Annotated in this window: 24 protein-coding genes and 1 pseudogene; 10 read left to right on the top strand and 15 right to left on the bottom strand. The window is 65.1% G+C overall.

Annotation, left to right across the window (positions count from 1 at the left end):
- Nucleotides 1–10 precede the first annotated feature (10 nt).
- Nucleotides 11–595: a hypothetical protein gene (locus tag C3F36_RS12480; protein ID WP_041212267.1), complete on the top strand. Its 585-nt coding sequence runs from the start codon at nt 11–13 to the stop codon at nt 593–595.
- Nucleotides 596–695: 100 nt separating this feature from the next.
- Here C3F36_RS12480 and C3F36_RS12475 read toward each other — a convergent pair whose 3' ends face one another.
- The 4 genes from C3F36_RS12475 to C3F36_RS12460 form a co-directional block, all read right to left on the bottom strand.
- On the bottom strand, nt 696–1,121 hold the full coding sequence (locus tag C3F36_RS12475) for a hypothetical protein (RefSeq protein WP_104456047.1): 426 nt from the start codon (nt 1,119–1,121) through the stop codon (nt 696–698).
- A 224-nt stretch (nt 1,122–1,345) separates the two neighbouring features.
- A complete protein-coding gene (locus C3F36_RS12470; protein ID WP_104455164.1) occupies nt 1,346–2,092 on the bottom strand; it encodes an SDR family oxidoreductase in 747 nt (248 codons plus the stop codon).
- A 42-nt stretch (nt 2,093–2,134) separates the two neighbouring features.
- Nucleotides 2,135–2,371 carry a DUF3624 domain-containing protein gene (locus C3F36_RS12465; RefSeq protein WP_041212265.1) on the bottom strand — a complete coding sequence of 79 codons (237 nt, stop codon included), beginning with the start codon at nt 2,369–2,371 and terminating at the stop codon, nt 2,135–2,137.
- Nucleotides 2,368–2,841, bottom strand: a complete 474-nt coding sequence (locus tag C3F36_RS12460) for a GNAT family N-acetyltransferase (protein ID WP_104455163.1) — start codon at nt 2,839–2,841, stop codon at nt 2,368–2,370. The genes C3F36_RS12465 and C3F36_RS12460 overlap by 4 nt, the downstream gene beginning before the upstream one ends.
- A 187-nt stretch (nt 2,842–3,028) precedes the next feature.
- Here C3F36_RS12460 and C3F36_RS12455 point away from each other — a divergent pair, with 187 nt between their 5' ends.
- The gene (locus C3F36_RS12455) at nt 3,029–4,471 is read left to right on the top strand and encodes a RimK family alpha-L-glutamate ligase (protein WP_010672720.1); all 1,443 of its coding nucleotides are present in this window, start codon (nt 3,029–3,031) and stop codon (nt 4,469–4,471) included.
- A gap of 24 nt (nt 4,472–4,495) precedes the next feature.
- Nucleotides 4,496–5,026 carry an MgtC/SapB family protein gene (locus C3F36_RS12450; RefSeq protein WP_045523053.1) on the top strand — a complete coding sequence of 177 codons (531 nt, stop codon included), beginning with the start codon at nt 4,496–4,498 and terminating at the stop codon, nt 5,024–5,026.
- A gap of 55 nt (nt 5,027–5,081) precedes the next feature.
- Here the strand turns inward: C3F36_RS12450 and C3F36_RS12445 are convergent, their stop codons facing one another.
- Both C3F36_RS12445 and C3F36_RS12440 read right to left on the bottom strand, forming a co-directional pair.
- Nucleotides 5,082–6,698 (bottom strand): alpha-amylase family protein, encoded by a 1,617-nt coding sequence (locus tag C3F36_RS12445; RefSeq protein WP_104455162.1) that lies wholly within the window; start codon nt 6,696–6,698, stop codon nt 5,082–5,084.
- Between the two features lie 117 nt (nt 6,699–6,815).
- Nucleotides 6,816–7,094, bottom strand: coding sequence for a DUF2442 domain-containing protein (locus tag C3F36_RS12440; RefSeq protein WP_039039795.1), 279 nt, complete (start codon nt 7,092–7,094; stop codon nt 6,816–6,818).
- Between the two features lie 257 nt (nt 7,095–7,351).
- Here C3F36_RS12440 and C3F36_RS12435 point away from each other — a divergent pair, with 257 nt between their 5' ends.
- Nucleotides 7,352–9,316 (top strand): LTA synthase family protein, encoded by a 1,965-nt coding sequence (locus C3F36_RS12435; RefSeq protein ID WP_104455161.1) that lies wholly within the window; start codon nt 7,352–7,354, stop codon nt 9,314–9,316.
- 55 nt (nt 9,317–9,371) lie between these two features.
- Here the strand turns inward: C3F36_RS12435 and C3F36_RS12430 are convergent, their stop codons facing one another.
- Nucleotides 9,372–9,842 (bottom strand): Lrp/AsnC family transcriptional regulator, encoded by a 471-nt coding sequence (locus C3F36_RS12430; protein ID WP_010672715.1) that lies wholly within the window; start codon nt 9,840–9,842, stop codon nt 9,372–9,374.
- A gap of 149 nt (nt 9,843–9,991) precedes the next feature.
- On the opposite strand from C3F36_RS12430, the gene C3F36_RS12425 reads away from it, so the two are divergent.
- Nucleotides 9,992–10,510: a phosphatase domain-containing protein gene (locus C3F36_RS12425; RefSeq protein WP_104455160.1), complete on the top strand. Its 519-nt coding sequence runs from the start codon at nt 9,992–9,994 to the stop codon at nt 10,508–10,510.
- 6 nt (nt 10,511–10,516) lie between these two features.
- Here C3F36_RS12425 and metA read toward each other — a convergent pair whose 3' ends face one another.
- The gene (metA, locus tag C3F36_RS12420) at nt 10,517–11,464 is read right to left on the bottom strand and encodes a homoserine O-acetyltransferase MetA (protein WP_010672713.1); all 948 of its coding nucleotides are present in this window, start codon (nt 11,462–11,464) and stop codon (nt 10,517–10,519) included.
- 144 nt (nt 11,465–11,608) lie between these two features.
- Here metA and C3F36_RS12415 point away from each other — a divergent pair, with 144 nt between their 5' ends.
- Both C3F36_RS12415 and C3F36_RS12410 read left to right on the top strand, forming a co-directional pair.
- Nucleotides 11,609–12,853, top strand: coding sequence for an HD-GYP domain-containing protein (locus C3F36_RS12415; RefSeq protein WP_199769582.1), 1,245 nt, complete (start codon nt 11,609–11,611; stop codon nt 12,851–12,853).
- A 28-nt stretch (nt 12,854–12,881) separates the two neighbouring features.
- Nucleotides 12,882–14,057: a competence/damage-inducible protein A gene (locus C3F36_RS12410; protein ID WP_104455158.1), complete on the top strand. Its 1,176-nt coding sequence runs from the start codon at nt 12,882–12,884 to the stop codon at nt 14,055–14,057.
- Here C3F36_RS12410 and C3F36_RS12405 read toward each other — a convergent pair.
- Nucleotides 14,054–14,569, bottom strand: a pseudogene (locus C3F36_RS12405) (metal-dependent hydrolase). The gene C3F36_RS12410 and the pseudogene C3F36_RS12405 sit on opposite strands and share 4 nt — an antisense overlap.
- Before the next feature lie 394 nt (nt 14,570–14,963).
- On the opposite strand from C3F36_RS12405, the gene C3F36_RS12395 reads away from it, so the two are divergent.
- From C3F36_RS12395 to C3F36_RS12385, 3 genes are all read left to right on the top strand, one after another.
- A complete protein-coding gene (locus tag C3F36_RS12395) occupies nt 14,964–16,628 on the top strand; it encodes a DUF342 domain-containing protein (RefSeq protein ID WP_324804809.1) in 1,665 nt (554 codons plus the stop codon).
- Between the two features lie 113 nt (nt 16,629–16,741).
- A complete protein-coding gene (yidA, locus tag C3F36_RS12390) occupies nt 16,742–17,551 on the top strand; it encodes a sugar-phosphatase (RefSeq protein ID WP_041214347.1) in 810 nt (269 codons plus the stop codon).
- 363 nt (nt 17,552–17,914) lie between these two features.
- Nucleotides 17,915–18,685, top strand: coding sequence for a gamma-glutamyl-gamma-aminobutyrate hydrolase family protein (locus C3F36_RS12385; RefSeq protein WP_104455156.1), 771 nt, complete (start codon nt 17,915–17,917; stop codon nt 18,683–18,685).
- A 151-nt stretch (nt 18,686–18,836) separates the two neighbouring features.
- On the opposite strand, the gene C3F36_RS12380 is transcribed toward C3F36_RS12385, so the two are convergent.
- The 6 genes from C3F36_RS12380 to lysA all read right to left on the bottom strand — a co-directional run bounded on the left by C3F36_RS12380 (nt 18,837) and on the right by lysA (nt 23,995).
- A complete protein-coding gene (locus C3F36_RS12380; RefSeq protein ID WP_010672705.1) occupies nt 18,837–19,241 on the bottom strand; it encodes a hypothetical protein in 405 nt (134 codons plus the stop codon).
- Nucleotides 19,242–19,312: 71 nt separating this feature from the next.
- Nucleotides 19,313–20,023 carry an HAD-IA family hydrolase gene (locus C3F36_RS12375; protein ID WP_104451972.1) on the bottom strand — a complete coding sequence of 237 codons (711 nt, stop codon included), beginning with the start codon at nt 20,021–20,023 and terminating at the stop codon, nt 19,313–19,315.
- 95 nt (nt 20,024–20,118) lie between these two features.
- Complete coding sequence (gene xerC, locus C3F36_RS12370) at nt 20,119–21,096, bottom strand: tyrosine recombinase XerC (RefSeq protein WP_104455155.1); 978 nt, start codon at nt 21,094–21,096, stop codon at nt 20,119–20,121.
- Nucleotides 21,089–21,769: a DUF484 family protein gene (locus C3F36_RS12365; RefSeq protein WP_199769580.1), complete on the bottom strand. Its 681-nt coding sequence runs from the start codon at nt 21,767–21,769 to the stop codon at nt 21,089–21,091. Before C3F36_RS12365 ends, xerC begins: the two co-directional genes overlap by 8 nt.
- A gap of 79 nt (nt 21,770–21,848) precedes the next feature.
- A complete protein-coding gene (gene dapF / locus C3F36_RS12360) occupies nt 21,849–22,679 on the bottom strand; it encodes a diaminopimelate epimerase (RefSeq protein ID WP_104455154.1) in 831 nt (276 codons plus the stop codon).
- A gap of 65 nt (nt 22,680–22,744) precedes the next feature.
- Complete coding sequence (gene lysA / locus C3F36_RS12355; RefSeq protein WP_024942160.1) at nt 22,745–23,995, bottom strand: diaminopimelate decarboxylase; 1,251 nt, start codon at nt 23,993–23,995, stop codon at nt 22,745–22,747.
- Nucleotides 23,996–24,012 lie beyond the last annotated feature (17 nt).

The following is a 24,012-nucleotide window of genomic DNA, read 5'->3' as shown; positions in this document are numbered from 1 at the left end:
GGTCTCTATCATGAAACTGAAGCACGCCTGGATTGCGGGTGCCCTCACCCTCTGTGCCCCTCCCCTGCTCTATGCCGCCGAGGTCACCACCCATGTGGCCGTGGCCCCCGGACAAGCCAGTCTCGCCGAAGAACTGACGGCCAGGGCAACCGTCACCGCCATCGACCTGGCCACCCGCAAGGTCAGCCTGAAAAATGCCGAAGGGCAGACCCTGGATCTGATCGCCGGGGAGGAGGTGACCAACCTTCCCCAGCTCAAGGTGGGAGATGTCGTGGCCTTGAGATATCTGCAACTGCTGGACCTGACCCTGCTCAAGGGCACCGCCGGGGTGAGAAAACGGGTGGTGGAAGTGGAAGGGGGCAAGGCGGCCGCCGGGGAGAAACCCGCTGCCGGCGCTGGCATGCAGGTAACCATCTATGCCGACGTCATCGACGTGGACAAGGCGCACCAGACCATCCGGGTCAAGGGGGTCGACCATACCCTGACCCTCAAGGTGCAGGATCCGGCCCAGTTCGCCCTCATCGCCAAGGGGGACCAGATCAAGGCCGTGCAGACCACCGCCATCGCCATCGGCATCGCCCCCCAGAGTCCCTGAACCCTGACCACGTCAGGCCGTGCCTCCCACGGCCTGCCGGCCCCGTGGCAAGGGGGCAACCCCTTGCCTTTAACGCCCAAAGATTTCCGTTTGAATCACGTCATACCTGGGAGGCGGATTTGCCGGTGAGGCGATCCATGGCCTCCTTGAGCATGGCATCGCGCTGCGCGGCCAGGTCCTTGCTCTGCGTTTCGCGCTCCTCGGCAGAGAGCGTCTTGTCATCCGCTATCCCCTTGAGCTGACGCTCGAGATCGTCAAATTTTTTGCGATCAAAGCCCAGGGCCTTGTCCACCATCTGCTGCACCCGCGCATCCTTGACGCCACCGGTCAGGACTGTGTTCTTGCCGTTCCTGGCCAGATGCTCGTAGGTCAGTGCCTGCTGCGCCTTGCCGGTCAGCACCTGACTGGAGAGGCTGACCTGCTGAGACCAGCCGCTCTGCTTGTCATCGCTGTCGCTGAGGGTCGCCAGGGCACGGTTCTGGGACGCGCTCTGGGCAAGTTGATGACCATAGGGTTTGATATCCATGAAGGCTCCACGCTCACTGCCGGCCTCGCCGGCTCCGGGGATGGTTTCCCCGCCATGGGCCGGAGACAGCAAAATGCAGGCCAACTTGAGTACCCCCTCTTTCGACGGTTCAGCACGGGGTCGCAGCACGCCTCCTTCTGCACTCCATGACGAGTGCGACCAGACCCATCAAAAAAAGGCGCCCGAAGGCGCCTCTTGTGGACAGAAGTCGGCTCGTCATGACATCAGCGACGGCTGATGTGGAGCGGGCCGAAGGTCTGGGCCACCGGCATGATCTCGATGCTGTTGATGTTGACGTGGGCGGGCTGCTCGCTGATCCAGAGTACGGTATTGGCGATGTCTTCCGGCAGGATGGCCTGCACCCCCTGATAGACGGTGGCCGCCTTGGCGTCGTCGCCGTGGAAGCGCACGTTGGAGAACTCGGTGCCACCACACAGGCCGGGCTCCACGTTGGTGACGCGGATGGCCGTGCCCGCCAGATCGGCACGCAGGTTGAGGCTGAACTGCTTCACGAACGCCTTGGTCGCGCCGTAGACGTTGCCGCCCGGATAGGGATAGGTCCCTGCGATGGAGCCGATGTTGATGACGTGGCCGCGGTTGCGCGTCACCATGCCCGGCAGCAGCAACCGGGTGATCAAGGTCAGGCCGCTGATGTTGGTGGCGATCATCTGCTCCCAGTCTTCCAGATCCGCCTTGTGGGCAGGCTCCAGCCCCAGTGCCAGGCCAGCGTTGTTGACCAACAGGTCCACCTGTTGCCATTCGGTCGGCAGCCCCTTGATGGCGGCGCGGGTGGCAGCCTTGTCCTGGACGTCGAACACCAGAGGCAGGAACTGCTCGCCCAGCTCCTCGGACAGGGCTGCCAGCCGTTCGGCGCGACGCCCAGTGCCGATCACCCGGTGGCCAGCGCTCACCAGCAGGCGGCTGATGGCCTCACCAAAGCCGGACGAGGCGCCCGTTACCATTGCAATCATGTGAACCTCCATTGTTATTTGTCTTCTTGAAAAATCAGCACGTTATATGTCGCGCTTGCCCAGCTTTCGCCATGCGAACACCGCCAGATGCAGCAGGAAGAGACCCGAGCCCCCCAGCGCAAACAGCAGGCCGGTCAGGGCGTTGACCGAGGTATCGGCGCCGCACCACCACCAGACCAGCCAGCCGACGACCCCGATGAGAAAGGTCTGGGCGGCGCAGACCGGGCAGCGCCCGAGCTTGGCCCTGATGGCGGTGGCCAGGCAATCCTCGCAACTCATGATGGCGCCTGCCGCTCATCCCCCAGCGCCAGCACCAGGCGGTGGGCATGCTGGCCTGGCCCGTAATAATCGGGCAGCCGTACCCCGGGGCGAAACCCCAGCCCCTGATAGAGGGTCATGGCTTCTGGGTTGGCGTCGGCGACCTCGAGGCGAATCGCCCCCCAGCCGGCCTCGCGCCCTTCCCGGATCACCTGCTCCAGCAGGCGGCGTGCCCACCCCTGACGGCGGACGGTCCAGCGGATGGCGAGGGTCTGGATGATGAGACGATCCCAGCCTTTGTGCTCCAGCACGCTCAAATAGCCCATCACCTGCGCCTTCTCGTCTTGCAGCAGCAGGGTGCGCCCCTTGGCCTGATTGAGCAGATAGTGCCAGCGGCTGCGGCCGAAGGCGACCTCGGGGGGAAAACAGTAGCGTTCCAGCTTCACGATGGCGCCCAAATCATCGGCTCGGGCGGCGCGCACGGTCAACACGGGGAGTCCTTGTTCGGTTATTTATCCTCAGCACCAGAAATGCGACTTGTATCACAAGTTACCAAGGCAGAATATTAGGCACTGTAACCTCTTGTTTCCCCTCGCGCCATTGTCGTGCTTGTCGGTGCATCGAAGCCCACTGGGGATCCTGCCGTTTCTGGCAGTCCTTTCTGTGGAGCCTGAAAATATGAGTACCTATGTCATCGTCGAGGAGCCGGGCGACTGGCCCTGCCATGCCGACTATCTGCTGACCGCCCGCACCTACCTGCAACACGGTCTGCCCACCACAGGGGGGCGTCCGCGCATCATCAACCTCTGCCGCAGCCTGGAACACCTGGGGGCCGGTTATTACTGCTCCCTGCTGGCCCAGGCCCGCGGCCACCACTGCCTGCCGGGATTGCAGGCCATCAGCAGGCTGCAACCCCAGCAGCCTCCCGCCAAGCTGTGGCGCAAATTGCAGGGCTGGCTGGCCCAGCAGAGCGAAGACAGGATCCGGGTGCGCGCCATCTTCGGCCAGTGCGAACAGAGCGAGCTGGCGGGGCTCGCCCGCTATTACTACGGCCTGAGCCAGTTGCCGCTGCAGGAGCTGACCCTCAAGCGCGGTCGCCACGGCTGGTCGGTGCGTCAGCAGGAGAGCCTGTCACCGCTGGCGCTGAGCCCGAGCGAGAAGGCGCTGATGGTGCAGCACGCCCAGGCGCTGGTGGGCACGGGGGACGAGGAGCAGACGGCGCCACGCTACCAGCTCGCCATCCTGGTCGACCCCAACGACGGCCGCGCCAGCAGCGATGCCCTGGCGCTGGAGCGTTTCATCAAGGCGGCCGCTGCCCAGGGGATCCAGGCCGAGATCCTGCCCCCCTCGGCCATTGAGCGGTTGCCGGAGTTCGACACCCTCTGGCTGCGCGCCGAGACCGCGGTCGGCCACTACACCTTCGAATTTGCCCGCCGTGCCGAGCAGCTCAAGATGCCGGTCATCGACAGCTCCCGTGCCATCCTCGCCTGCAGCAACAAGCTTTATCTCTACGAGCTGATGGTGCGCAGCGGCGTGCCCATGCCCCCCACCACCGTCGTGACCCGCCGCGGTCGCCAGCATGTGGACGAACTGGTGCAGCGCCTCGGTCTGCCACTGATGGTGAAAATCCCCGACGGCGCCCAGGGGCGCGACCTCGCCATGGCCAGCGATGACATCCAGCTCGCCCGCCTGCTGGACGAGGGGCTGGCCCGCTCCGCCCTGCTGCTGGTCCAGAGCCGGATCCCTGCCGAGTTCGACTGGCGCATCGGCTTTCTCGACGGCTCGCCGCTGTTCGCCTGCCGCCGCTACCGACCCGAACCCGGCAACCGCATCCGTCGCCGCAAACACCCCCTCGACATGAGCCGCATCGAGGCGCTGCCCCTCAGCGACGTGCCGGAGCGGGTGCTGCAAACCGCCCGCCGCGCCGTGCACCAGCTCGGCAACGGCCTGTTCGGGGTGGATCTGCGCCAGCAGGGCCAGGGCTGCGTGTTGCTGGAAATCATCGACAACCCCTGGATACGTGGCGATATTGAAGACAGGGAGGCAAAGGACCTCTACGAGCGCCTCGCCCGGGCCTTCCGCCAGCGGCTGGAGAACCGGGGGCAGAGCGCGACAGGATAACAAGCATCGCGAGCAGAGGTGGATATGATGACAATGCAGTGGTGGGACATCGCGCCCCTTGGCTGGGAGAACATCCTGGTCTGTCTGGTGTGTGGCACCCTGGTGGGGCTGGAGCGGCAGCTTCGCGGCAAGCCGGTGGGGATCCGCACCTCTTCCCTCATCGTGCTCGGCACCTACTGTTTTCTCGCCATCGGCGCCGCCGTCAGTCCTCAGGGCGCCGATCAGGCGCGGGTGCTGGGTCAGCTCATCACCGGGGTCGGCTTTCTCGGGGCCGGGGTCATGATGACCCGGGATGGTCAGGTGCTGGGGGTGACCTCCGCCGCCGCCATCTGGATGCTGGCCGCCCTCGGCGCCCTCATCGGCATGGACATGCTGCATCAGGCGCTGCTGCTCACCGTCGTCACCCTCTCCATCCTGGTGGGGGTGGACTATCTGGAAGCCAGCTTCAAGAGCCTGCGCCGCGGGGTGCACAACCGGCTGGAACACTGGCGCCACGGGGCCGAGTCCTCGGTCTCTTCCCGCCGGGACGATCTGGGCAGCGGCATCGAGAAGTAAGCCGCCACCATGAAAAAGGGCTCCACAATGGAGCCCTTTCTGTTGTCTTCCTCCCTCAGCGCACCAGCAGGAAGCGGCCGGTGAGGGGCGGCAAGTCCACCGTCACGCTGCTGCCACCGATGGCCAGGTTCTCGCCGCTCTGCAGATCCACCAGGGCGCTGCCGCTGCGCAGCTTGCCGACCGGCACGGCGTAACTCTGGGGCGTGGTGGAGACGTTGAGCAGGTAGACTACTTGCTCGCCCGCCGTCTGCTTGATGTCGCCATAGACGCTCCCCTCGGCCACCAGCTTGACCCGCTCCCCCTGATAGAGGGCCGGGTGCCCGGCGCGCAAGGCCAGCAGATCGCTCAGCCACTGCTTCAGATCGCTCTGCTCGCTGCTCGGCACGAAGCCGGTGACACCGGGAACCTTGCCATCGCTGCGGGCCACGTGATCATCGCAGAGCCCCTGGGCCGCACAGTCGCCCCCCACCTGACTGGCAAAGCCAGGCACCTCGTCGCCAAACTCCTCGCCATAGTAGAAGGTAATGGGACCGGAGCGGGCGGCCATGAAGCTGAAGGCCGCCTTGTGGCGTTGCCAGTAGTCCGCCCCATTGAAGTTACCCCGCTCCAGCAGATCGCCGAAGCGCACCAGATCGTGGTTGCCCAGCATCAGGTTGGGCATGGCGTGGTCCGGGTAGTTCTCCACCTTGTTCCAACTGGCGTCGAGCACGCTGGCCCCCTGCCCGCCCTTGCCAGACTCTTCCACCGCCAGCGCCTGTACCAGGCCGTAGCGCAGGGGGAAGTCGAACGCCGAAGAGAGCGCCGGGTTGTCGCTCGGGCCATAGGCCTGGGCACGGATCTCGTCGGCGCCCTTCCACACTTCCCCCACCATGTAGCCGAGGGTGCCCCACTGCTGGCCGGCGGCCTTGCGCGCCGCGCTGGCCTGCGCCACTTCGCTGCGAATGGCGCGCCAGTCATCCAGCCCCAACTGATAAGCCTGATCGAGGCGCCAGCCGTCGATGCCGTACTGCTCGACCCAGTAACGGGCCACCTCCTTGAAGTAGGCCAGACTCTCGGGCTGGCCGTAATCCACCAGCTGACCCGGGTAGCCTGCGCCGCCGCTCTTGAGGGCAGGCAGCCGCCCCTCTGGTGAAGGCTTGCTCACCCCCACCTTGTTGACGTGGCCGAACACCCCGTCGAGGAAGACATAGAGCCCGCGCTGGTGCGCCCCGTCCACCAGTTTTTTAAGCTGGGCGTTGCTGCCGAAGTTGGGATCCACGTTGAAGAAGTCGCAGGCGAAGTAGCCGGTGGCATCCAGCCGGTCGTCCCCGGCCTGGCCGGCGCAGGAGTCAAACACCGGCGTGAGCCAGATGGCGTTGACGTTGAGGCTCTTGATGTGGTCGAGGCTGTCGATGATCCCCTGCAGATCGCCGTTGTGCCGGGAGGGGCCGTAGCCGACGCCGTAGTTGGCGCTGCCGTCGCCGTCGACGAAGGACTCCACCATCACCTGGTAGGTGCGCAGGTTGCAGGCTGGCTGATCATTGCCGTAGCAGGCGCGGCTGGCCGACGCGGGGGGTGGATTGACCACCGGAGGCTGGGGGTCACTGCTGCCACCGCCTCCCCCGCTGCCGCAAGCCGTCAGTAACAGGGCGGCCCCGATGAGGCCGCTACGACGCAACGTTCCTTGTTTCATTGTTATGTTCCCGCTGTGGTGGATGGGCGCCCAAAGCGCCGCACTAGGGTCATGATAACGACCTGACCGACGCGGGTCTGTGACTGAAAACGTTACCTGACTCAACGAGTTAGCATGTCAGAAGCGATGCATGTTGCGATCGGGGAAGGCGGCACGCTCGTCGATGGGCAGGATCAGGTGGTAGACCTCGTGGGCCGCCAGGGTGAAGCCCGAGGGCCACGCCAGTTGATGGCGATCATCGATGAAGACACGGGCGAAGCGACGCTCGGTCTCCATGGCCGCAAACAGCGGCTGGCCGCGCCAGGGGGTGAGATCCAGCACGCCTGTGGTGCCGTCGGAGAGCACCACGAACAGAGACCAGCCCTGCATATATTCCACATCGATGAAGACCGGCATCCCTTCGGCTCCGATTGAGAAATCCGGCGCCATTATAGGCAAGACCATTGTCTCGATGTGCCAGCAGGATCACAGTTTCCCCAGCGTTTTATGCTCTCTTCGAACCCTGCATCCCGTCACAAAAAATCATAAAACGTGCCAGCTTCTCCATTTATACCCCATGCCCATGCAACCTTTGCCAGGTGCCACTGTCATACTCCTGCACCATAACAACAATGCGCCCGGGGACTGGGCGCAAACAGGTTTGCAGGAACAATATGACCACCATCAGACAATGGCTGGGACCGGTTTGGCCCATCGCCGTCTTTTCATTGATCGCGCTCACCTCCCTGACCGTCAGCCGCCTTGGCCTGGGGCTCTGGCAACTGGAACGGGTGGATGCCGTCTCTGGCTGGCAGGAGATGCTGCTGCAAGGCATTCGCGTCGACGTCGCCACTCTCTGCTGGGTCTGGGGCGTACCCGCCGTCTTGACCCAGTTGCTGGCCGGACCCCACGCGCCGGGGCGGCTCTGGATGCAGCTTATCCGGATCTGGCTCACCCTGGGGCTCTGGCTGATGCTCTTTCTCGAGATCTCCACTCCCGCCTTCGTCACCGAATACGGGGTACGCCCCAACCGCCTCTATGTGGAGTACCTCATCTATCCGAAGGAGGTGCTCTCCATGCTGTGGGCTGGCCGCAAGGGCGAGCTGCTGCTGGCCGTGATCTTCAGCGGCGCCGTGCTGGGCGGTGGCTGGTGGCTGAGCGGCCGCCTGGTGCGTGACCTAAGCTTCCCCCGCTGGTACTGGCGCCCCGCCTTCGCCCTGCTGATCCTCACCGTCGGCTTCCTCGGCGCCCGCTCCAGTCTCGGCCATCGCGCCTTGAATCCGGCCATGGTGGCCTTTGCCGACGATCCCCTGGTCAACGCCCTCACCGTCAACTCCGCCTACTCCCTCTTCTTTGCCATCAAGCAGATGGGGGCCGAGGAGGACGCCAGCCAGTTTTACGGCAAGATGGCTGACCATCAGGTACTCGACATAGTCCGCGAGGAGAGCGGTCGCCCTCTCGGCGATTTCACCTCTGCCGATCTGCCGAGCCAGACCTTCAACACGGCCAGCTACCAGGGCAAGCCCAAAAACCTGGTGATCCTGCTGCAAGAGAGTCTGGGGGCCCAGTTCGTCGGCTCCCTCGGCGGCCTGCCGCTCACCCCGAACATCGATGCCTTGTCGAAAGAGGGTTGGGCGTTCGAGCAGCTCTACGCCACCGGTACCCGTTCGGTACGCGGCATCGAGGCGGTGCTCACCGGCTTCACGCCGACCCCGGCCCAGGCCGTGGTCAAGCTCGGCAAGAGCCAGACCAACTTCTTCACCATCGCCGACCTGCTCAAGCAGCGAGGCTATGACACCAGCTTCATCTATGGCGGCGAGAGCCACTTCGACAACATGCGCAGCTTCTTCCTCGGCAACGGCTTCACCACCATCGTCGAGCAGAAGGACTTCAAGAACCCGGTGTTCGAGGGATCCTGGGGCGCCTCGGATGAAGATCTGATGGCCAAGGCCAACGAGACCTTCGCGGCGCTGCACAAGGAGGGCAAACCCTTCTTCAGCCTGGTGTTCAGCTCCAGCAACCACGATCCCTTCGAGTTCCCCGACAACCGCATCGCCCTGTACGAGCAGCCCAAGCAGACCCGCAACAACGCCGCCAAGTACGCGGACTACGCCGTCGGCGAGTTCTTCAAGAAAGCCAGGGCATCGGACTACTGGCAGGACACCCTGTTCCTGGTCATCGCCGATCACGACAGCCGGGTCGGGGGAGCCAGCCTGGTGCCCATCCCCCGCTTCCACATCCCGGGGGTCATTCTGGGGGACGGCATTGCACCGAGAAAGGATCCCCGCATCGTCAGCCAGATCGACATGGCCCCGACCCTGCTCTCCCTCATGGGCATCAGTGCCGACTACCCCATGCTGGGCAAGGATCTCACCCGCATGCCCGCCGACTGGCCGGGACGCGCCATCATGCAGTACGACAAGAACTTCGCCCTGATGCGTGGCAAGGATGTGGTGATCCTGCAGCCCGAGCGGGCGCCGGAAGGCTTCATCTACGAGGATGCGACCGAAACGCTCACCCCGGCGCAGCAGCCGGACACCATGAAAGATGCCGCCCTGGGGCTGGTCCTGTGGGGCAGCCTGGCCTATCAGCAGGGGCTCTACCGGACGGCGCAGGACAACCGGCTGGCTCTCAACTGAGGAACCGCCCACAAAAAAACCGCCCTCGGGCGGTTTTTTCTTGCGGCTCGCCCCATCAGGGGTGGGGGAAGCAGGGGAGCGAGCGGCTGAACCTGTGCTCGAACACCAGGGAGGTCTCGAGGTGCACCACCTCTTCCCGGGAGGTGAAGTGATCGAAGACGAAATTGCGCAGGTGTTCGGTATCGGAGACGCACAGGTGCACCAGGAAATCATCCTTGCCGCCCATGTGGAACAGGCTGATCACCTCGGGCAGGGCCAGGATGGCGTCGCGAAACGCATCGATGATCTGGCGGCTGTGACGGGCCAGTTGCAGGGAGACCATGGCCTGGATGTGACCGCCCAGGGCCTGGTAATCCACCTCGCAGTGCGCCCCCTTGAGCACGCCATCCTGCTGCAGCTTGCGCACCCGCTCCAGACAGGTGGACGGCGCCACCCCGACCAGGGCCGCCAAATCCTTGTTGGTCATGCCCGCATCGCGAAACAGATGGGCCAGGATGTCCAAGTCCAGTTGATCCAGGTTTCTCATCTTTACTCCTTGCATCGCTCGATTTTTTTAGACTCTGCCCGTAAACCGGGCCGAACACAACGCAGATTGACATCGCCTCCGGCCCCTCTATGCTGTGCCGCACCCGCGGGATGCCCATCCCGTTGACCCCGAACACCACGAGGAACCCCATGATCAGTGCCCATCCCTTCTGGAGCCTGGACGTTCCACGGCTCGACGGCCAGCTCCTGCTCACCCCCTGCCCCGGCAGCCAGCAGGTCCCCATGGCCGACGCCCTTGCCCAGTTGCAGCTGGCCGGTGCCGGCGGGGTGCTGACCCTGATGACGGTGGAGGAGCTAGCCCTGTGCGGGTCCCTCTCTCTCGGGCAGCTGGTGCAGGCCAGAGGCATGAGCTGGTTCCATCTGCCCATTGCGGATGACGAGGCACCGGATGCCGCCTTCGAACAGGCCTGGCCCGGGGTGCAACCCCGACTGCTCGCCCTGCTACGCGAGGGACGGCACCTTGCCATTCACTGCCACGGAGGAAGCGGGCGTACCGGGCTGGCGGCCGCCCTGCTGCTGATGACCCAGGGGCTGCCCCAGCAGGAGGCCATGACCCTCATCCGGGCCAGACGGCCACGGGCCTTCACCCTGGCCTGCCACCGTCACTGGCTCGATACCCGTGGGCGGCGGCTGACCGGGGCGGACTGATGGGCTCTATCCCTTGGGCTGCTGGTAGGTAAACACCTTGCCGATGTCTTCCACCTTGTAGCTGGTCAACTGGTAGACGTAATAGTTGAGCCAGTTGGAAAACAGCAGGTGACCGTGGCTTCGCCAGGTGGCGCGCGGGGTCTGGCTTGGATCGTTGTTCGGGTAATAGTTGACCGGAATGACGGGGGTGAGCCCGGCCGCCAGATCCCGCCGGTATTCCCCATCCAGGGTCAGGGCGTCATATTCCGGATGGCCGGTGACGAACACCTGGCGACAATCCTTGGTGGCGGCCAGATAGACGCCCGCCTCTTCCGATTCGGCGAAGATCTGCAGATCGGTGTGGGCGCGGATGAGATCCCCGTCGAAGGCCGCATAGCGGGAGTGGGGCGCCACGAATTCGTCATCGAAGCCGCGCAGCAGCGCCTCGTGCTCGTCGAGGCGGTGGTGGCGATAGACCCCGGAGAGCTTCTCGCCGTGGGTCTGCTTCTCCATGCCGTACAAGGCTTTCAGCGCCGCCTGCACCGCCCAGCAGAGGAAGAGGGTGGAGGTGACATGCTGATGGGACCACTCGATGATCTCGACGATGCGGGGCCAATAGACCACCTCCTCGAACTCCACCAGCCCGAGCGGCGCCCCCGTGATGATCATGCCGTCGTAGTTGTTGCCTCTCACCTGCTCGAAGTCGTGATAGAAGTTCTCCAGGTGCGCCTGGGGTGTGTTTTTCGACTCCCGATCGTCGATGCGCAACAGATCCACGTCCACCTGCAAGGGCGAGTTGGAGAGCATCCGCATCAGCTGGATCTCGGTTTCTATCTTCTTGGGCATCAGATTGAGGATGAGCACCCGCAGCGGGCGGATGTTCTGGGTGACGGCCCGGGATTCCGTCATCACGAAGATGTTCTCCTGCCCAAGCACTTCGGCGGCGGGCAACTGGTCCGGGATCTTGATCGGCATGCTGACTCCCTGTACTGCATCGGTAAATATGTCTGGACATCTAGAAGCCTATAATAAAGCGCTCCCACTGTCATCAGATACCTTTTGTATTCACCCCGCCCTTTGACTAGCATACGGCTCAGTGTGTCCCTCGTGCCCAACCCCATGACAGGAATCAAGATCTCCGTAGAACGGCTGCAAGTCGGCAATTATGTCTCCCTGCCTTTGGGATGGCGTGAGCACCCGTTTCTGTTCTCCAGCTTCAAGCTCAAGAGCGAGGAGGAGATCGAGCTCATTCGTCGCCTTGGCCTCAAGCTGGTGACCATCATTCCCGACAAGAGCGACACGCCGCCCAAGCCCCTCGGCCAGACCCAGCCCCAGGCGGATGAGGTTGAAGGAGAGGGTCTCGTCGCCCGCCAGGAGGAGATGCAGCAGGAGAAACTGCGGCGCATCGAGCAGTTGCAGCGCTATCGCCGCGACCTGCAGCAGTGCGAGAAACAGTTCCGCCAATCCCTGGCCCAGGTGCGCAACCTGATGGGCAAGATCCAGTCCCGCCCCCTCAACGCCATCAGCGAGGCCCAGGAGCTGATCAACGCCATGACGGAGCAGCTCCTCTCGGTGGACGAGATGGTGCTGTACCTGGTCTCCGACAGCGATGATGGCAACAGCCTGCAGTTTCACTCCCTCAACGTCAGCGTGCTCAGCATGCTGCTCGCCCGGGAGTGCAAGTTGCCGGCCGAGGCGATCCGTCAGGTCGGCATGGGGGCCCTGTTCCACGACATCGGCAAGCTGAGGATCCCGAGCCAGATCCTGCGCAAGACGGAGCCGCTGACCAAACCGGAGCAGAACCTGATGGCCCAGCATCCCCGCTACGGCCTGGAACTGCTGGGGCTGGTCAGCGATTTTCCGGAAGCAGCCAAGCAGATAGTGCAGAACCACCACGAGTACCTGGACGGCACCGGCCCCCAGGGGCTCAAGGGGGATCAGCTCGATCCCCTCACCCAGATCGTCTCCCTCATCAACGAGTACGACAACCTCTGCCACCTGGAGGCCAAGGTGCCCTACGCGGCCCTCGGCAGCCTCTACAAGCAGCGCAAGTCCCAGTTCAACGCCGATCACCTAGGCATGCTGATCCGGCTGATGGGGGTCTATCCCCCGGGCAGCGTGGTGCAGCTCTCCAACGGCCAGGTGGGGCTGGTGATGTCGGTCAACGCCTCCCGCCTGCTCTACCCCGCCGTGCTGGTATACGACCCCCGCATTCCGCGCCAGGAGGCGGCCATCATCGACCTCGACGCGGCCGGGCTGACCATCGCCAAGGTGATCCAGCCCAAACGCCTGCCCCCGGCGGTGTTCGAATACCTCAACCCCCGCACCCGGATCAGCTACTACTTCGAACACGGCAAGCCCTGAGAGGGCTGGCCCCACCCAAGGAGTCCCCATGCGCATCGAGATCATCAGCACAGGCGACGAGATAGTGACCGGCCTGGTGGTGGACACCAATGCCGCCTGGCTCAGCGCCCTCTTGCTGGAGCAGGGCTGGCAGGTGCGCCGCCGCGCCACCGTGGGGGACAACCTCGCGGATCTGACAGCCGTGCTGCAGGAGAGCGCCAACCGCGCCGAGGTGGTACTGGTGTGCGGGGGGCTCGGCCCCACGGCGGACGACCTCACCGCCCAGGCCGCGGCCGAGGCGTTTGACCAGCCCCTGACCCTGTTCCCGGACTGGCTCGCCACCATGGCCGAACGCTATGCCAGCCGGGGCCGCACCATGGCCCGGAGCAACACCAAGCAGGCCTGGCTGCCCCGGGACTGCGAGATCCTCGACAACCCGGTGGGCACCGCCTGCGGCTTTGTGGTCTGCCACCCGGCCAGCCACGGCCAGAGCCGGCTCTTCTTCACCCCGGGCGTGCCGTTCGAGTTCAAGCAGATGGTGCGCGAACAGATCATGCCCCGCCTCAAGGTGCTGGCCGGGGAAGAGACGGACACCGAGCTGCGCCGTTTCTACACCTTCGGCGTCTCGGAGTCCGCCCTCAGCGACATGCTGGATGCGGCCCCCTGGCCTGCCGGCATCGAGCTGGGCTACCGCTCCTCCATGCCTCTCATCGAGCTCAAGCTCATCGGCCACGGTGCCAGCACCGCCGACATGGATGCCGCCGAGGCGAGGCTGCTTGCGGCCATCGCCCCCTGGCTGGTGGGGCGTGGCAACGAGGCACCTGCCAGCCAGATCCTGGCCCTGCTGGGGGAGCGGTCGCTGCACCTGCAGGAAGGGGAGAGCCGGGGCGCCCTGCTGGCCATGTGTCACGGGCACCCGGCCCTGACCGCCGGCTTCAGCCACACCCTGAGCGACGATCTGACTCAACTGGCGGTGCCCGCCGCCCCCCTGAGCCTCACCATAGGCCGTGCCGGGCCGGACGGCGTGCCGCTGCTGCTCTGCGCCGACGGGCAACTGCACGGCCAGACGCTCAGGGTCAGCCACCCGGATCCCGCGAGCGGTCGCCGGATCCTCGCCTTCGCCGCCCTCGACATGCTGCGCCGCCACCTGCTGGGGCTGCCGGTGCTCGCCGACTACCTCACCCTGACCCGAACGGCCAGGTGCCAGGAGAGCACCCGGGGCTAGAAGTGAGCCAAGCCTGCACCGCCATGGACCCAGTACCCGGCGAGCGCCAGGGTCAGCAGGCAGAAGGCCCTCTCGTAACCCCCGCCGCTCTTGAGGGGCAGGCCGGGCAGGCGAAAGCGCCGACGCCAGGGCCAGAGCAGGGGAATGCCCATGGGGGTGAGCCAGTCCCCCAGCAGATGGCTGAGATAGCCCACGATGAGGGCATCCTTCACCGCCCCCGACAGCAACTAGGGGGCTTCCACCTGGGCCAGCCCCCAGACCCCCATCCCCACCGCCAGCAGGCTGTGGGTGAAGCCGCGATGGCCGAACAGCCGGGAGAGCGGCCCCGAGATCCAGGGCAGTTGCCGCCCGAGCAGGGAACGGGGGTGATCGAGATCCGGCAGCAGGGCGCTCGCCAGGGCCATGGGGACGATGTGCCACAGGCTGGCATCGGCCAGGGCCGGAGTCAGTTCGACCTTGTGGGCAAGCAGGACGCAGGTGACGGAAAACAGCAGGTGGCCTTGGGCGGTCATGGGGCTCGTTCGGTTGGACAGAAAAAGGGGCTGATCGATGGCGACCAGGGTCCTCGCCCTGGGGCGGCGGCAGATTAAAATCCTTCTCTTCCTGCCTGGCAAGGTGATTTGCATCGCCTCCCTCAACGTGATGGACACTCTGGATAGCGAAAGCATAAAACATCAGCATATTGCGCTAAAAAAACGCAATGGAGCCCATGGCATAGCCGGCTCCGCCCCTCTCCCGTCAGCCGAAATTTCCTCAACCCGGCTCACCCATTTGCATTCAGATCGTTGACCCGGAAGGAAAAATACCCGAATACTGCGCGTTGGATCCGCCCCGGCGGCATTGGATGCCGGCAAGGAGAGGCCCCGGCATGGGGCAAACCGGACAGGGACAACAAAGGAGGGCCCGGTGTTAAGCAAAGCATGGTTTCAGCTGTCGGCCGACATGAGCTATGTCTGCCTGCGCATCACCCCGGGCCTCACCGAGCCCATCCAGGAAAGCGACGTCCTCGCCCTGCTGCGACTCTCCAACTGTCGGCGCTACGAACCCCTCGGCGAGGGGATCCGTGAAGCCGTCACCCTGCTCAACGCCCTCATTGCAGAGCCGGATGCCCCCGCGCATCCGCCAGTCCCCATTGCCCGGCGCCAGGATGCCAGGCTGCTCATCCAGGTGGACAAGGACCAGATGAGCGCCAGGGCGCAGATCACCGCGGACTGGGGTGGTCAGCCCCTGACCCTGGCCCGGTTGCAGGAGGCCCTGGCGGCCAGCACGGTCAAGCAGGGGGTGAGCGAGCGGCTGCTTGCCGCCGCCATCCAGGCAGCGGGTGAGGCGGCACCCGGTGCCCAGCTCAATCCCGTCATCGCCCTCGGCAAGGCCGCCAGGCACGGCCTGGATACCCGCCTGGAGCGGCTGGTGGAGACCGCAGCCGAGCGGATCCTCAAACCCCAGGAGCGGGATCACGGCAAGGTGGACATGCGCGACCTCGGCACCCTGCTCACCGTCAAGGCGGGGGCGTTGCTGATGCGCAGGCACCCCGCCACCCAGGGCATCGACGGCTTCACCGTGACGGGCCAGACCCTGACCGCCCGCCACGGCAAGGAGAGCCCCATGACGCCGGGTGACGGCACCTGCCTCTCCCCCGAGGATCCGGACCTGCTGCTGGCGACCCGCCCGGGGCTCCCCTGTCAGGAGCGTGCCGGGATGCGGGTCGACGAGGTGCTCAACGTCAAGCAGGTCGACATCCGCCACGGCCACGTCGAGTTCGAGGGATCCCTGCTGGTCACCGGGGACGTCATGCCCGGCATGCGCGTCAAGACCAGCGGGGACGTGGTGATCGGCGGCTTCGTCGAGGGCGGCTACATCGAATCCGGCGGCACCATCACGGTGCGCAACGGCATCATAGGGCGCAAGCTGGCGGACGACGAATACCTCTGCCACCTCAACGCCGGGGGGGAGATCCACGCCAGCTATGCCCAGTACGCCAGGCTGGAGGCCGATGGCGACATCCATATCCTGAGCCAGCTCAGTCACTGCTATTGCCGCAGCGGCCAGGATCTCAAGGTGGGGGACAGCGCCATGCGCAAGGGGCACCTCATCGGCGGCATCAACATCGCCAACCGGCTCATCATGGCACCGGTGCTCGGAGCCTCGGCGGCCAACCGGACCCGGTTGCAGATCCTCGGTGGCTATTTCAGCCAGAAGGAGCAGGAGCTGGCGCTGCGCCAGCGCAAACAGACCTGCTCCGAGCAGATAGACAAGCTGCAGGATCTCATCCTGCGGCTGCTGCAACTGCCCCGTGACAAGCGCAATCCCGAGACCCTGCAGAAGATCAAGGCGCTGCGCACCCGCCAGTTCGACGAGAGCAAGAGCCTGGACGAGCAGCTCGCCGAGGCGCAGCGGGAGCTGCAGGCGCTCATGGCCAACATGGACATCATCGCCACCCAGCGCCTCTTCCCCGGCGTCGAGGTGGAGATGGCCCATCACCACAACAGGGTCGACATCGAGCACGGCCCCATCCACTTCGCCATCCGGGAAGATCAGCTGCAACTGACCCCCTACCAGGGCCAGCGCTGAGGGGCAACGTGCCCCCGCGTCGGCAGGCGGCGTGATCCCGGCGGCGATTTTCGCTACACTCGGCCTCCCCATGGCCCCATCGGGCGGGCCGGCCAGACTCAGGTAGTGAGAAGATGTACAAGCTGATCGCATTGGATATGGATGGCACCCTGCTGACCCCAGAGGGCCGAATCTCCCCCCGCACCCAGGCCGCCATCGCGGCAGCCCGCGCCAGGGGCGTGACCGTGGTGCTGGCCTCCGGCCGCCCGCTGGAAGGCATGACCGCCGCCCTGACCGAGCTGGGCCTCACCGGCCAGGATGACTACGTCATCTGCTACAACGGCGCCCTGGTGCAGCAGGTGTCCGAGCAACGCATCATCCGCAGCCAGTTGCTGACCGGCAGCGATGCCCGTGCCATCGCCCACCTGGCCTGTGAGCTGGGGGTGAACATCCACGGCTTCTCCGTCCGCCAGGGGCTCATCAGCCCCAGGATCAGCCCCTACACCGAGCACGAATCCCGCCTCATCGGTCAACCCATCAACCTGGTGGACTTCGCCACCCTGCCCGACGACGAGCAGATCATGAAGGTGATGATGATTGACCCAGAGCCCCTGCTCTCCCGTGCCATCGCCCAGCTGCCCGCCGAACTCCACGAGCGCTATACCGTGGTGCGCAGCGCACCCTATTTCCTCGAGTTCATGAACAAGCGCAGCAATAAGGGCACCGGCGTCGCCGCCCTGGCCGAGCACCTGGGGCTGGATGCCTCCCAGGTGATCGCGGTGGGAGATGCGGGCAACGATCACCACATGATCGCCTACGCCGGACTCGGGGTCGCCATGGGCAACGCCACCGACGAGATCAAGGCGCTGGCACAGCACACCACGGGGCGCAACGATGAAGACGGGGTCGCCCAGGTGATCGAACGTTTCATCCTGAACGCCTGAGTCGACAAGGGGCCCTGTGGGCCCCTTCTGCTATCCGGCCACCCGGCCAGATGTTTAATATATCCACCATCAAATCTCTCACCGGACCAGCCCCTCCCCCTCAAGTCCCTTTAAATGGGACTCTCAGCCGTATCTCGACATCAACGGTTAACATAATTGCATCATTTTGTTTGACATATTGAACGGCCTTGGCAGACTGGAGGCAGGATCCAGGCTGTCGTTGCCAAGGCTGACCGACGATTCTGGCACGCTGGCGCGACCCTGATCCCACGACCATGCCTTGAGGCATGCCCTTGCGAGCCGAGGCGGCAAGGGCCTTCCCAAGGCGCAGGATGAGACCGCCAAGGATAGCCAAGGTGACCTATGCCCAACCTCAGTTCCCATAACAAACCCGTCGTGCTGATGACCATGGGGGCCCAGGCCCGCAGTGGCCACGCCTACCAGGTCATGACCCACAAATACATCAAGCCTCTGGTGGAGATCAGCGGCTGCGTGCCGCTGCTGGTGCCCACCTGCTGTGGCACCGAGGATCTGGAGCAGTATCTGGACCTCGCCGACGGGGTCTATCTGAGCGGTGCCGGATCCAACATCGATCCTGCCCTCTATGGCCAGGAGAACCTCACCCCGGAGAAGCCCCAGGACAGGGACAGGGATCTGTTCGATATTCCCCTGGTGCGCGCCGCCCTCGACCGTGGCCTGCCGATCCTCGGGATCTGCCGCGGCATGCAGGAGATCAACGTGGCCCTGGGAGGCGACATTCACCAGAAGGTCTATTGCGAGCCGGGTTATGACGATCATCGGGAGGATGCGGATGACCCGGTGGACGAGCAGTATGGCGAGAGCCATCAGGTCGAGCTGGTGCCCGGTACCTGGCTGGCCGAGCTGATGGGGCAGCCGTCGATTCCGGTCAACTCCCTCCACGGGCAGGGGATCAAGACGCTGGCCAAGGGGCTGGCCCCCCTGGCCCATGCCGAAGACGGGCTGATCGAGGCGATCCACGCTCCCGCCCTCTCCCCCTTCCTGCTGGCGGTGCAGTGGCACCCGGAGTGGAAGGCCAGCGAGAACCCCCACTCCATCAAGCTCTTCACCGCCTTTGGCGACGCCTGTCGCCGGTTCAGGCAGCAGGTCGGCTAGTCGCCGACCCCTTGCCCTTGAGCCTGGGCAGGGCCTCGTACATCGGGGGCTACCCAGAGGCATCCGACGTGACGGGCCTGTGAACCCCCCACGCCATCAAGCTGCCCACGGCCTTCGGCGACGCCTCCTGCCCGTTCAGGCAGCAGACGGGCTAGTCGCCAAATCCCTTGCCCTTGAGCTTGGGCAGAGCCCCGCGATCAGGACGCAGGGTTCGGCAGACATCCAGCCCCTTGAGGCCCCGCTGGATATGGTCCGGGGCCTGCCCGAGCACCATGCCGTTACCGCGATAGAGACGGGCATCCTCCAGCTCGAACAGCTCGCCGCCGATGAGCAGTTGCTCCCGGCCATTCACCACCTTGCCCCGTTTCAGGGGCAGGGTCATGTCCACCTGGATCTCGCCGGTGGCACACCCCTCGCGCCAGCGCGCCTCGTCGGAAAACGGGGAGATGGCGATCTCCCGCCAGGATCCGTCCCTGAACTCCATCCGGTAACGGTCTTGCACCAGATCGCATCCCGCCAGCATCACGGGGATCGCCAGCCAGATGACACCCTTCATTCCCTTCACCCCCTTGCTCCCTTGTTGTTATTGCCAGATATAGATCACGGAATCTGTCCCTCATCCCCAGCTCAGAGCAGCAGGGTGGCCAGATCCTGCAACTGCCCCAGCTCCACATCCGGCAGCAGCGACAGCGACTGCCAGGACTGACCGCTCTCGTTGAGCCAGGCGGCCCGAAAGCCGTGCAGCCTGGCACCCAGCACGTCGGTCACCGGGTGATCCCCCACATGAAGGATGCGGCCGGGGGTCAGCCCCAGGGCCTCTTGCACCTGCACGAACATGTCGGGCGCCGGTTTCATTCTGGCTCCCGCTCCCGCCTTGCAGACCAGGGTGAAGTAGCCAGCCAGACCCGCCTGCTCCAGATCCAGGTTGCCGTTGGTGATCACCGCCAGCGGGTAGCGCGCCGCCAGACGAGCCAGCAGGGCGTGAGTCGCCTCGCTCACCTCTATCTTCGAGCGCTCGGCCATGAAGCCGGTGAACACCGCCCGGGCCTGCTGCTCCGCCAGCCTGGGCTCCATGCCCCCCTGCACCAGGGCCTCGCGAATGCCACGCTGGCGCGTCAGGCTGACGTCGTGGCTCAGCGCCGGGTGGTCCAGCAGCAACTGGCGCTTGAGCGCGAGCCAGCGCGGCTTGTCCAGCATGGCGGTAGCCAGGTATTCGCTGCGCAGGTGGTCCAGCATCCACTGTTCCGCCCGCGCGATGGCGGGGCCGTTGTCATAGAGGGTGTCGTCCAGATCGAACGAGATGGCGGCCACCGGCTGCCAGCGACGGTAAAACTGCATGGCTGTTCCTCTTTACTCCTCATCCTCTGGCGTTGCGAGCTCCCGCCTGACCGGGGCGACGTGGAGATTGTCATCCCCGCAGATCGCACACCACATCACTCATCCTCCGGCGTTTCCGGATCCCGCTTCGCCCGCGGGTGGGCGCTGTCATACACCTTGGCCAGGTGCTGGAAGTCGAGGTGGGTGTAGATCTGGGTGGTAGAGAGATCGGCGTGCCCCAGCAGCTCCTGCACCGCCCGCAGATCGCCGGAGGACTCCAGCATGTGGGTGGCGAAGCTGTGGCGCAGCTTGTGGGGATGGACATGGGCGTTGAGCGCCTGCTTGTTGCCCCAGCCGTCGAGCCGCTCCTGCACAGAACGGGCCGACAGGCGCTGCCGGCGTTTGGAGACGAACAGCGCCTCCTGCTCGTCGCCGGCCAGCAGCGGGCGCAGCTTGAGCCATTTTTGCAGCCACTCCACCGCCATCCGCCCCACCGGCAGCACCCGCTCCCGCGAGCCCTTGCCGGTCACCCTGAGCTGGCGCTCGTCGAGCTTCACGTCCGCCAGATTGAGCCCCACCAGCTCGGCGAGGCGCAGGCCGGAAGAGTACATCAGCTCCATGATGGCGCGATCCCGCACCGCCAGCGGATCCTGCTCGTCGGTGATGTTGAGCAGCTGATACATCTCGTCCACGTCCAGATTCTTGGGCAGCGGCCGCCCCTGCTTGGGGGTGACGATGCCCCGGGCCGGATTGGCGACCAGCCGCCCCTGGCGCACCTGCCAGTCACAGAAGCTGCGCAGGGCGGAGACCTTGGTGGCGAGCGAGCGGGGCGCGAGCCCGGCCTTGTGCATCCGGGTCACCAGGCTGCGCACCTGGCTCGCCTCGAGCCGGGCCCAGTCATCGACCCCGAGCTTCACCAGCTCGGCGGTCATGGCTTCCAGATGGGCTTGGTAGTTGTGGCGGGTGTGGGGGCTGAGCTGGCGCTCGACCCGCAGGTATTCGATAAAGGCCGCGAGCTCCCCCGCCAGCGCGGCCGGCAGGGGCTCGGCGGCAGGCGCCGCCTTGGTGGAGGGGCTGGCCGGCGCCTTAGCCACGGGCCAGCTCGGGCAGGCGCAGCTGCAGCAGGCGGCCGAGCTGACCCAGCAGCAGGGTGTCGTTGTGGGGAGTGAAATGACTCGGATCCGCGCTGGCGAAGGCCAGCACGCCGAGATCGCCAAGCCGCATCAGGGCCACCGAGTTGACCAGCACGTCGTGACCGAACAGCGCCTGCTTCTCGCTCTGGTTGAGCCGGCCGAAGTAATAATCCTGCCCGGGCAGGCGCTGACCCAGCAGTTGCTCGAGCTGTTTGCCCTCCGCCATGAACTTCTGCTCGGGGCCGCTCAGCTGGAATTTTTTCGGGCTGAGCCAGAGCCGCAGGCCGGTGAGTCGCAGCCGCTGCACGAACGCCTTGCCCATCACGGCGCTCACCTCGAACAGGCTCCGACAGCCGTATAGCTCGCCGTAGAGATCGGCATAGACCCGGAAGATCCGCTCGTTCTCGCTGGCGATCCCCATCAGCTCGGTGATCTCCTGCTCCAGCTGCTCGATGCGCTCGCGCTGGCGGTCCAGCTGGCGCTCCACCAGGGAGATGGCGCCCTTTTGTTCATGGGGAATGCGGATCCGGTCCAGCATGGCCGCGTGGCGCTGGAAAAACTCGGGATAACGGGCCAGGTACTCCAGCACTGTGGCTTCATCCACCAGTGGTTCCTGCCGTTTGAGTTCGCTCATAACTTGGTTGGTCCATCCGAAAAAGGGGCACAAGGCCCCGACATTAGTGCTGGGCAGTGCGGGGGCTCCCCGCCCGTGCCTATAACTCTATCTGGCCGTCAAACACGTGCTCGGCCGGCCCGGTCATGTAGACCGGCTGACCCGGCCCCTTCCAGGCGATGGTCAGCTTGCCCCCCGGCAGGGTGACGGTGACCCGCTCCTTGAGCTTGCCCTGGCTGATGCCGATCACCACGGCGGCGCAGGCGCCGGTGCCGCAGGCGAGGGTCTCGCCCACCCCGCGCTCGAACACCCGCAGCTTGATCTCGCTGGCGTTGACCGTCTCCATGAAACCGACGTTGACCCGCTCGGGAAAGCGTTCATGGCGCTCCATGATGGGACCCAGAGTCTCCACCGGCGCATCGGCCACCGAGGGCACCTCGATGACGCAGTGGGGATTGCCCATGGAGACGGCCCCGCACATCACAGTATGCTCCTGGGCCCGCAGCAGGTAGGTTTTTTCCGCCTTCTGGGCCCGAAAGGGGATCTTGCCCGGCTCGAACTGGGGCACTCCCATGTTGACCGTGACCTGGTTCTCCCCCTCCAGCTGCAGAGTGATGCGGCCGCGCGCCGTGCTCACCGCGATGCGATCCCGGTTGATCAGCCCCTTGAGACGGACGAAGCGGGCGAAACAGCGGGCACCGTTGCCGCACTGCTCCACCTCGCTGCCATCGGCATTGAAGATGCGGTAGTGAAAGTCGAGCTCGGGATCATAGGGCGGCTCCACCAGCAGCAGCTGGTCGAAGCCGATGCCGAAGTGGCGATCCGCCAGCTTCTTGATGACGTCATTGCTGAAAAACACCTTCTGGGTGACGCCATCCACCACCATGAAGTCGTTCCCGAGGCCGTGCATCTTGGAAAAATCTATCAACATCGTGCGTTCCTGTACCCTTGTTCACGCTCTCACCCGGAGGAACGCTTAGAGAAATCCATCAACCATCAGGGCAGCAAGTGCTCACCGCGCCAGAGATCCGCCAACTGCTCGCGCTCTCTGATGAGGAACGACTGCGCTCCGTCCACCAGCACTTCGGCGGCGCGCGGACGGGTGTTGTAGTTGGAGGACATGGTAAAGCCGTAGGCACCGGCGGAACGCACCGCCAGCAAGGAGCCCTCGGCGATCGCCAGGGTGCGCTCCTTGCCGAGGAAGTCGCCGGTCTCGCAGACCGGGCCGACCACGTCGTAAACCGCCTGCTCGTGGCTCGCGCGGCTGTCCACCTCGATGATGTTCATCCAGGCGCCGTAGAGCGAGGGGCGCAGCAGATCGTTCATGCCGGCGTCGATCAGGGCGAAGTTGCGGCTCTCGCCCGGCTTGAGGTACTCGACCCGGGTCAGCAGCACGCCGGCATTGGCGACGATGGCACGGCCCGGTTCGAACAGCAGGGTCAGATCCCGGCCCGCCAGCTTCTGCTTGAGCGCCTCGGCATATTCGCTGGGATGGGGTGGCTGTTCGGCGCCATAGTTGACCCCCAGCCCCCCGCCCACGTCCAGGTGGTGGATATGGATGCCTTCCGCCGCTAGGCCGTCGATCAGCCGCAGCAGCTTGTCAGCCGCCTCCATGAAGGGATTCAATTCAGTGAGTTGCGAGCCGATATGGCAATCCACCCCGACGATCTCGATGTTGGCCATGGCCGCCGCCTTGCGGTAGATGGCGGGCGCCAGCTCGATGGGAATGCCGAACTTGTTCTGCTTGAGGCCGGTGGAGATATAGGGATGAGTACCGGCGTCGATGTCGGGGTTGACCCGCACCGACACCCGGGCCTTCTTGCCCATGCTGCCCGCCACCCGGTTCAGACGCTCCAGTTCGGCTTCCGACTCCAGGTTGAAGCAGAGGATCTCTTTATCCAGTGCGAGGCGCATCTCGGCCTCGCTCTTGGCGACGCCGGAGAAGACCACCTTGGCCGGATCGCCGCCCGCCGCCAGCACCCGCGACAGCTCGCCGCCGGAGACGATGTCAAAACCCGACCCCAGGCGGGCCAGCAGGTTGAGCAGCGCCAGGTTGGAGTTGGCCTTGACCGCGTAGCAGATCAGATGGGGGATGTCGCCCGCCGCCTTGTCGAAGGCGTACCAGTGGCGTTCCAGGGTGGCGCGGGAGTAGACGTACAGCGGGGTGCCGTACTGCTCGGCAAGTTGTTGCAGCGAGGTGTGTTCGGCCTGAAGCTGGCCGTCGGCGTCGTAGTTAAAGTGATCCAAGGGGGCGGTTCCTTCCT

The sequence above is a fragment of the Aeromonas sp. ASNIH2 genome (assembly GCF_002934795.1).
Taxonomy (GTDB): domain Bacteria; phylum Pseudomonadota; class Gammaproteobacteria; order Enterobacterales; family Aeromonadaceae; genus Aeromonas; species Aeromonas caviae.
Note: the sequence above shows the minus strand (reverse complement) of the source record. Positions and strands in the feature narration are given on the sequence as shown.

Bases quoted from the DNA above. Each gene is read 5' to 3' on its own strand.
- C3F36_RS12415 (WP_199769582.1), top strand. From the start codon at position 11,609: ATGACAGGAATCAAGATCTCCGTAGAACGGCTGCAAGTCGGCAATTAT.
- C3F36_RS12365 (WP_199769580.1), bottom strand. From the start codon at position 21,769: ATGAGCGAACTCAAACGGCAGGAACCACTGGTGGATGAAGCCACAGTG.
- C3F36_RS12475 (WP_104456047.1), bottom strand. From the start codon at position 1,121: ATGGATATCAAACCCTATGGTCATCAACTTGCCCAGAGCGCGTCCCAG.
- C3F36_RS12430 (WP_010672715.1), bottom strand. From the start codon at position 9,842: ATGAGAAACCTGGATCAACTGGACTTGGACATCCTGGCCCATCTGTTT.
- C3F36_RS12455 (WP_010672720.1), top strand. From the start codon at position 3,029: ATGAGTACCTATGTCATCGTCGAGGAGCCGGGCGACTGGCCCTGCCAT.
- metA (WP_010672713.1), bottom strand. From the start codon at position 11,464: ATGCCGATCAAGATCCCGGACCAGTTGCCCGCCGCCGAAGTGCTTGGG.
- C3F36_RS12470 (WP_104455164.1), bottom strand. From the start codon at position 2,092: ATGATTGCAATGGTAACGGGCGCCTCGTCCGGCTTTGGTGAGGCCATC.
- C3F36_RS12380 (WP_010672705.1), bottom strand. From the start codon at position 19,241: ATGAAGGGTGTCATCTGGCTGGCGATCCCCGTGATGCTGGCGGGATGC.
- C3F36_RS12445 (WP_104455162.1), bottom strand. From the start codon at position 6,698: ATGAAACAAGGAACGTTGCGTCGTAGCGGCCTCATCGGGGCCGCCCTG.
- C3F36_RS12410 (WP_104455158.1), top strand. From the start codon at position 12,882: ATGCGCATCGAGATCATCAGCACAGGCGACGAGATAGTGACCGGCCTG.
- dapF (WP_104455154.1), bottom strand. From the start codon at position 22,679: ATGTTGATAGATTTTTCCAAGATGCACGGCCTCGGGAACGACTTCATG.
- C3F36_RS12425 (WP_104455160.1), top strand. From the start codon at position 9,992: ATGATCAGTGCCCATCCCTTCTGGAGCCTGGACGTTCCACGGCTCGAC.
- yidA (WP_041214347.1), top strand. From the start codon at position 16,742: ATGTACAAGCTGATCGCATTGGATATGGATGGCACCCTGCTGACCCCA.
- C3F36_RS12465 (WP_041212265.1), bottom strand. From the start codon at position 2,371: ATGAGTTGCGAGGATTGCCTGGCCACCGCCATCAGGGCCAAGCTCGGG.
- C3F36_RS12385 (WP_104455156.1), top strand. From the start codon at position 17,915: ATGCCCAACCTCAGTTCCCATAACAAACCCGTCGTGCTGATGACCATG.
- C3F36_RS12375 (WP_104451972.1), bottom strand. From the start codon at position 20,023: ATGCAGTTTTACCGTCGCTGGCAGCCGGTGGCCGCCATCTCGTTCGAT.
- C3F36_RS12450 (WP_045523053.1), top strand. From the start codon at position 4,496: ATGATGACAATGCAGTGGTGGGACATCGCGCCCCTTGGCTGGGAGAAC.
- C3F36_RS12480 (WP_041212267.1), top strand. From the start codon at position 11: ATGAAACTGAAGCACGCCTGGATTGCGGGTGCCCTCACCCTCTGTGCC.
- C3F36_RS12435 (WP_104455161.1), top strand. From the start codon at position 7,352: ATGACCACCATCAGACAATGGCTGGGACCGGTTTGGCCCATCGCCGTC.
- C3F36_RS12440 (WP_039039795.1), bottom strand. From the start codon at position 7,094: ATGCCGGTCTTCATCGATGTGGAATATATGCAGGGCTGGTCTCTGTTC.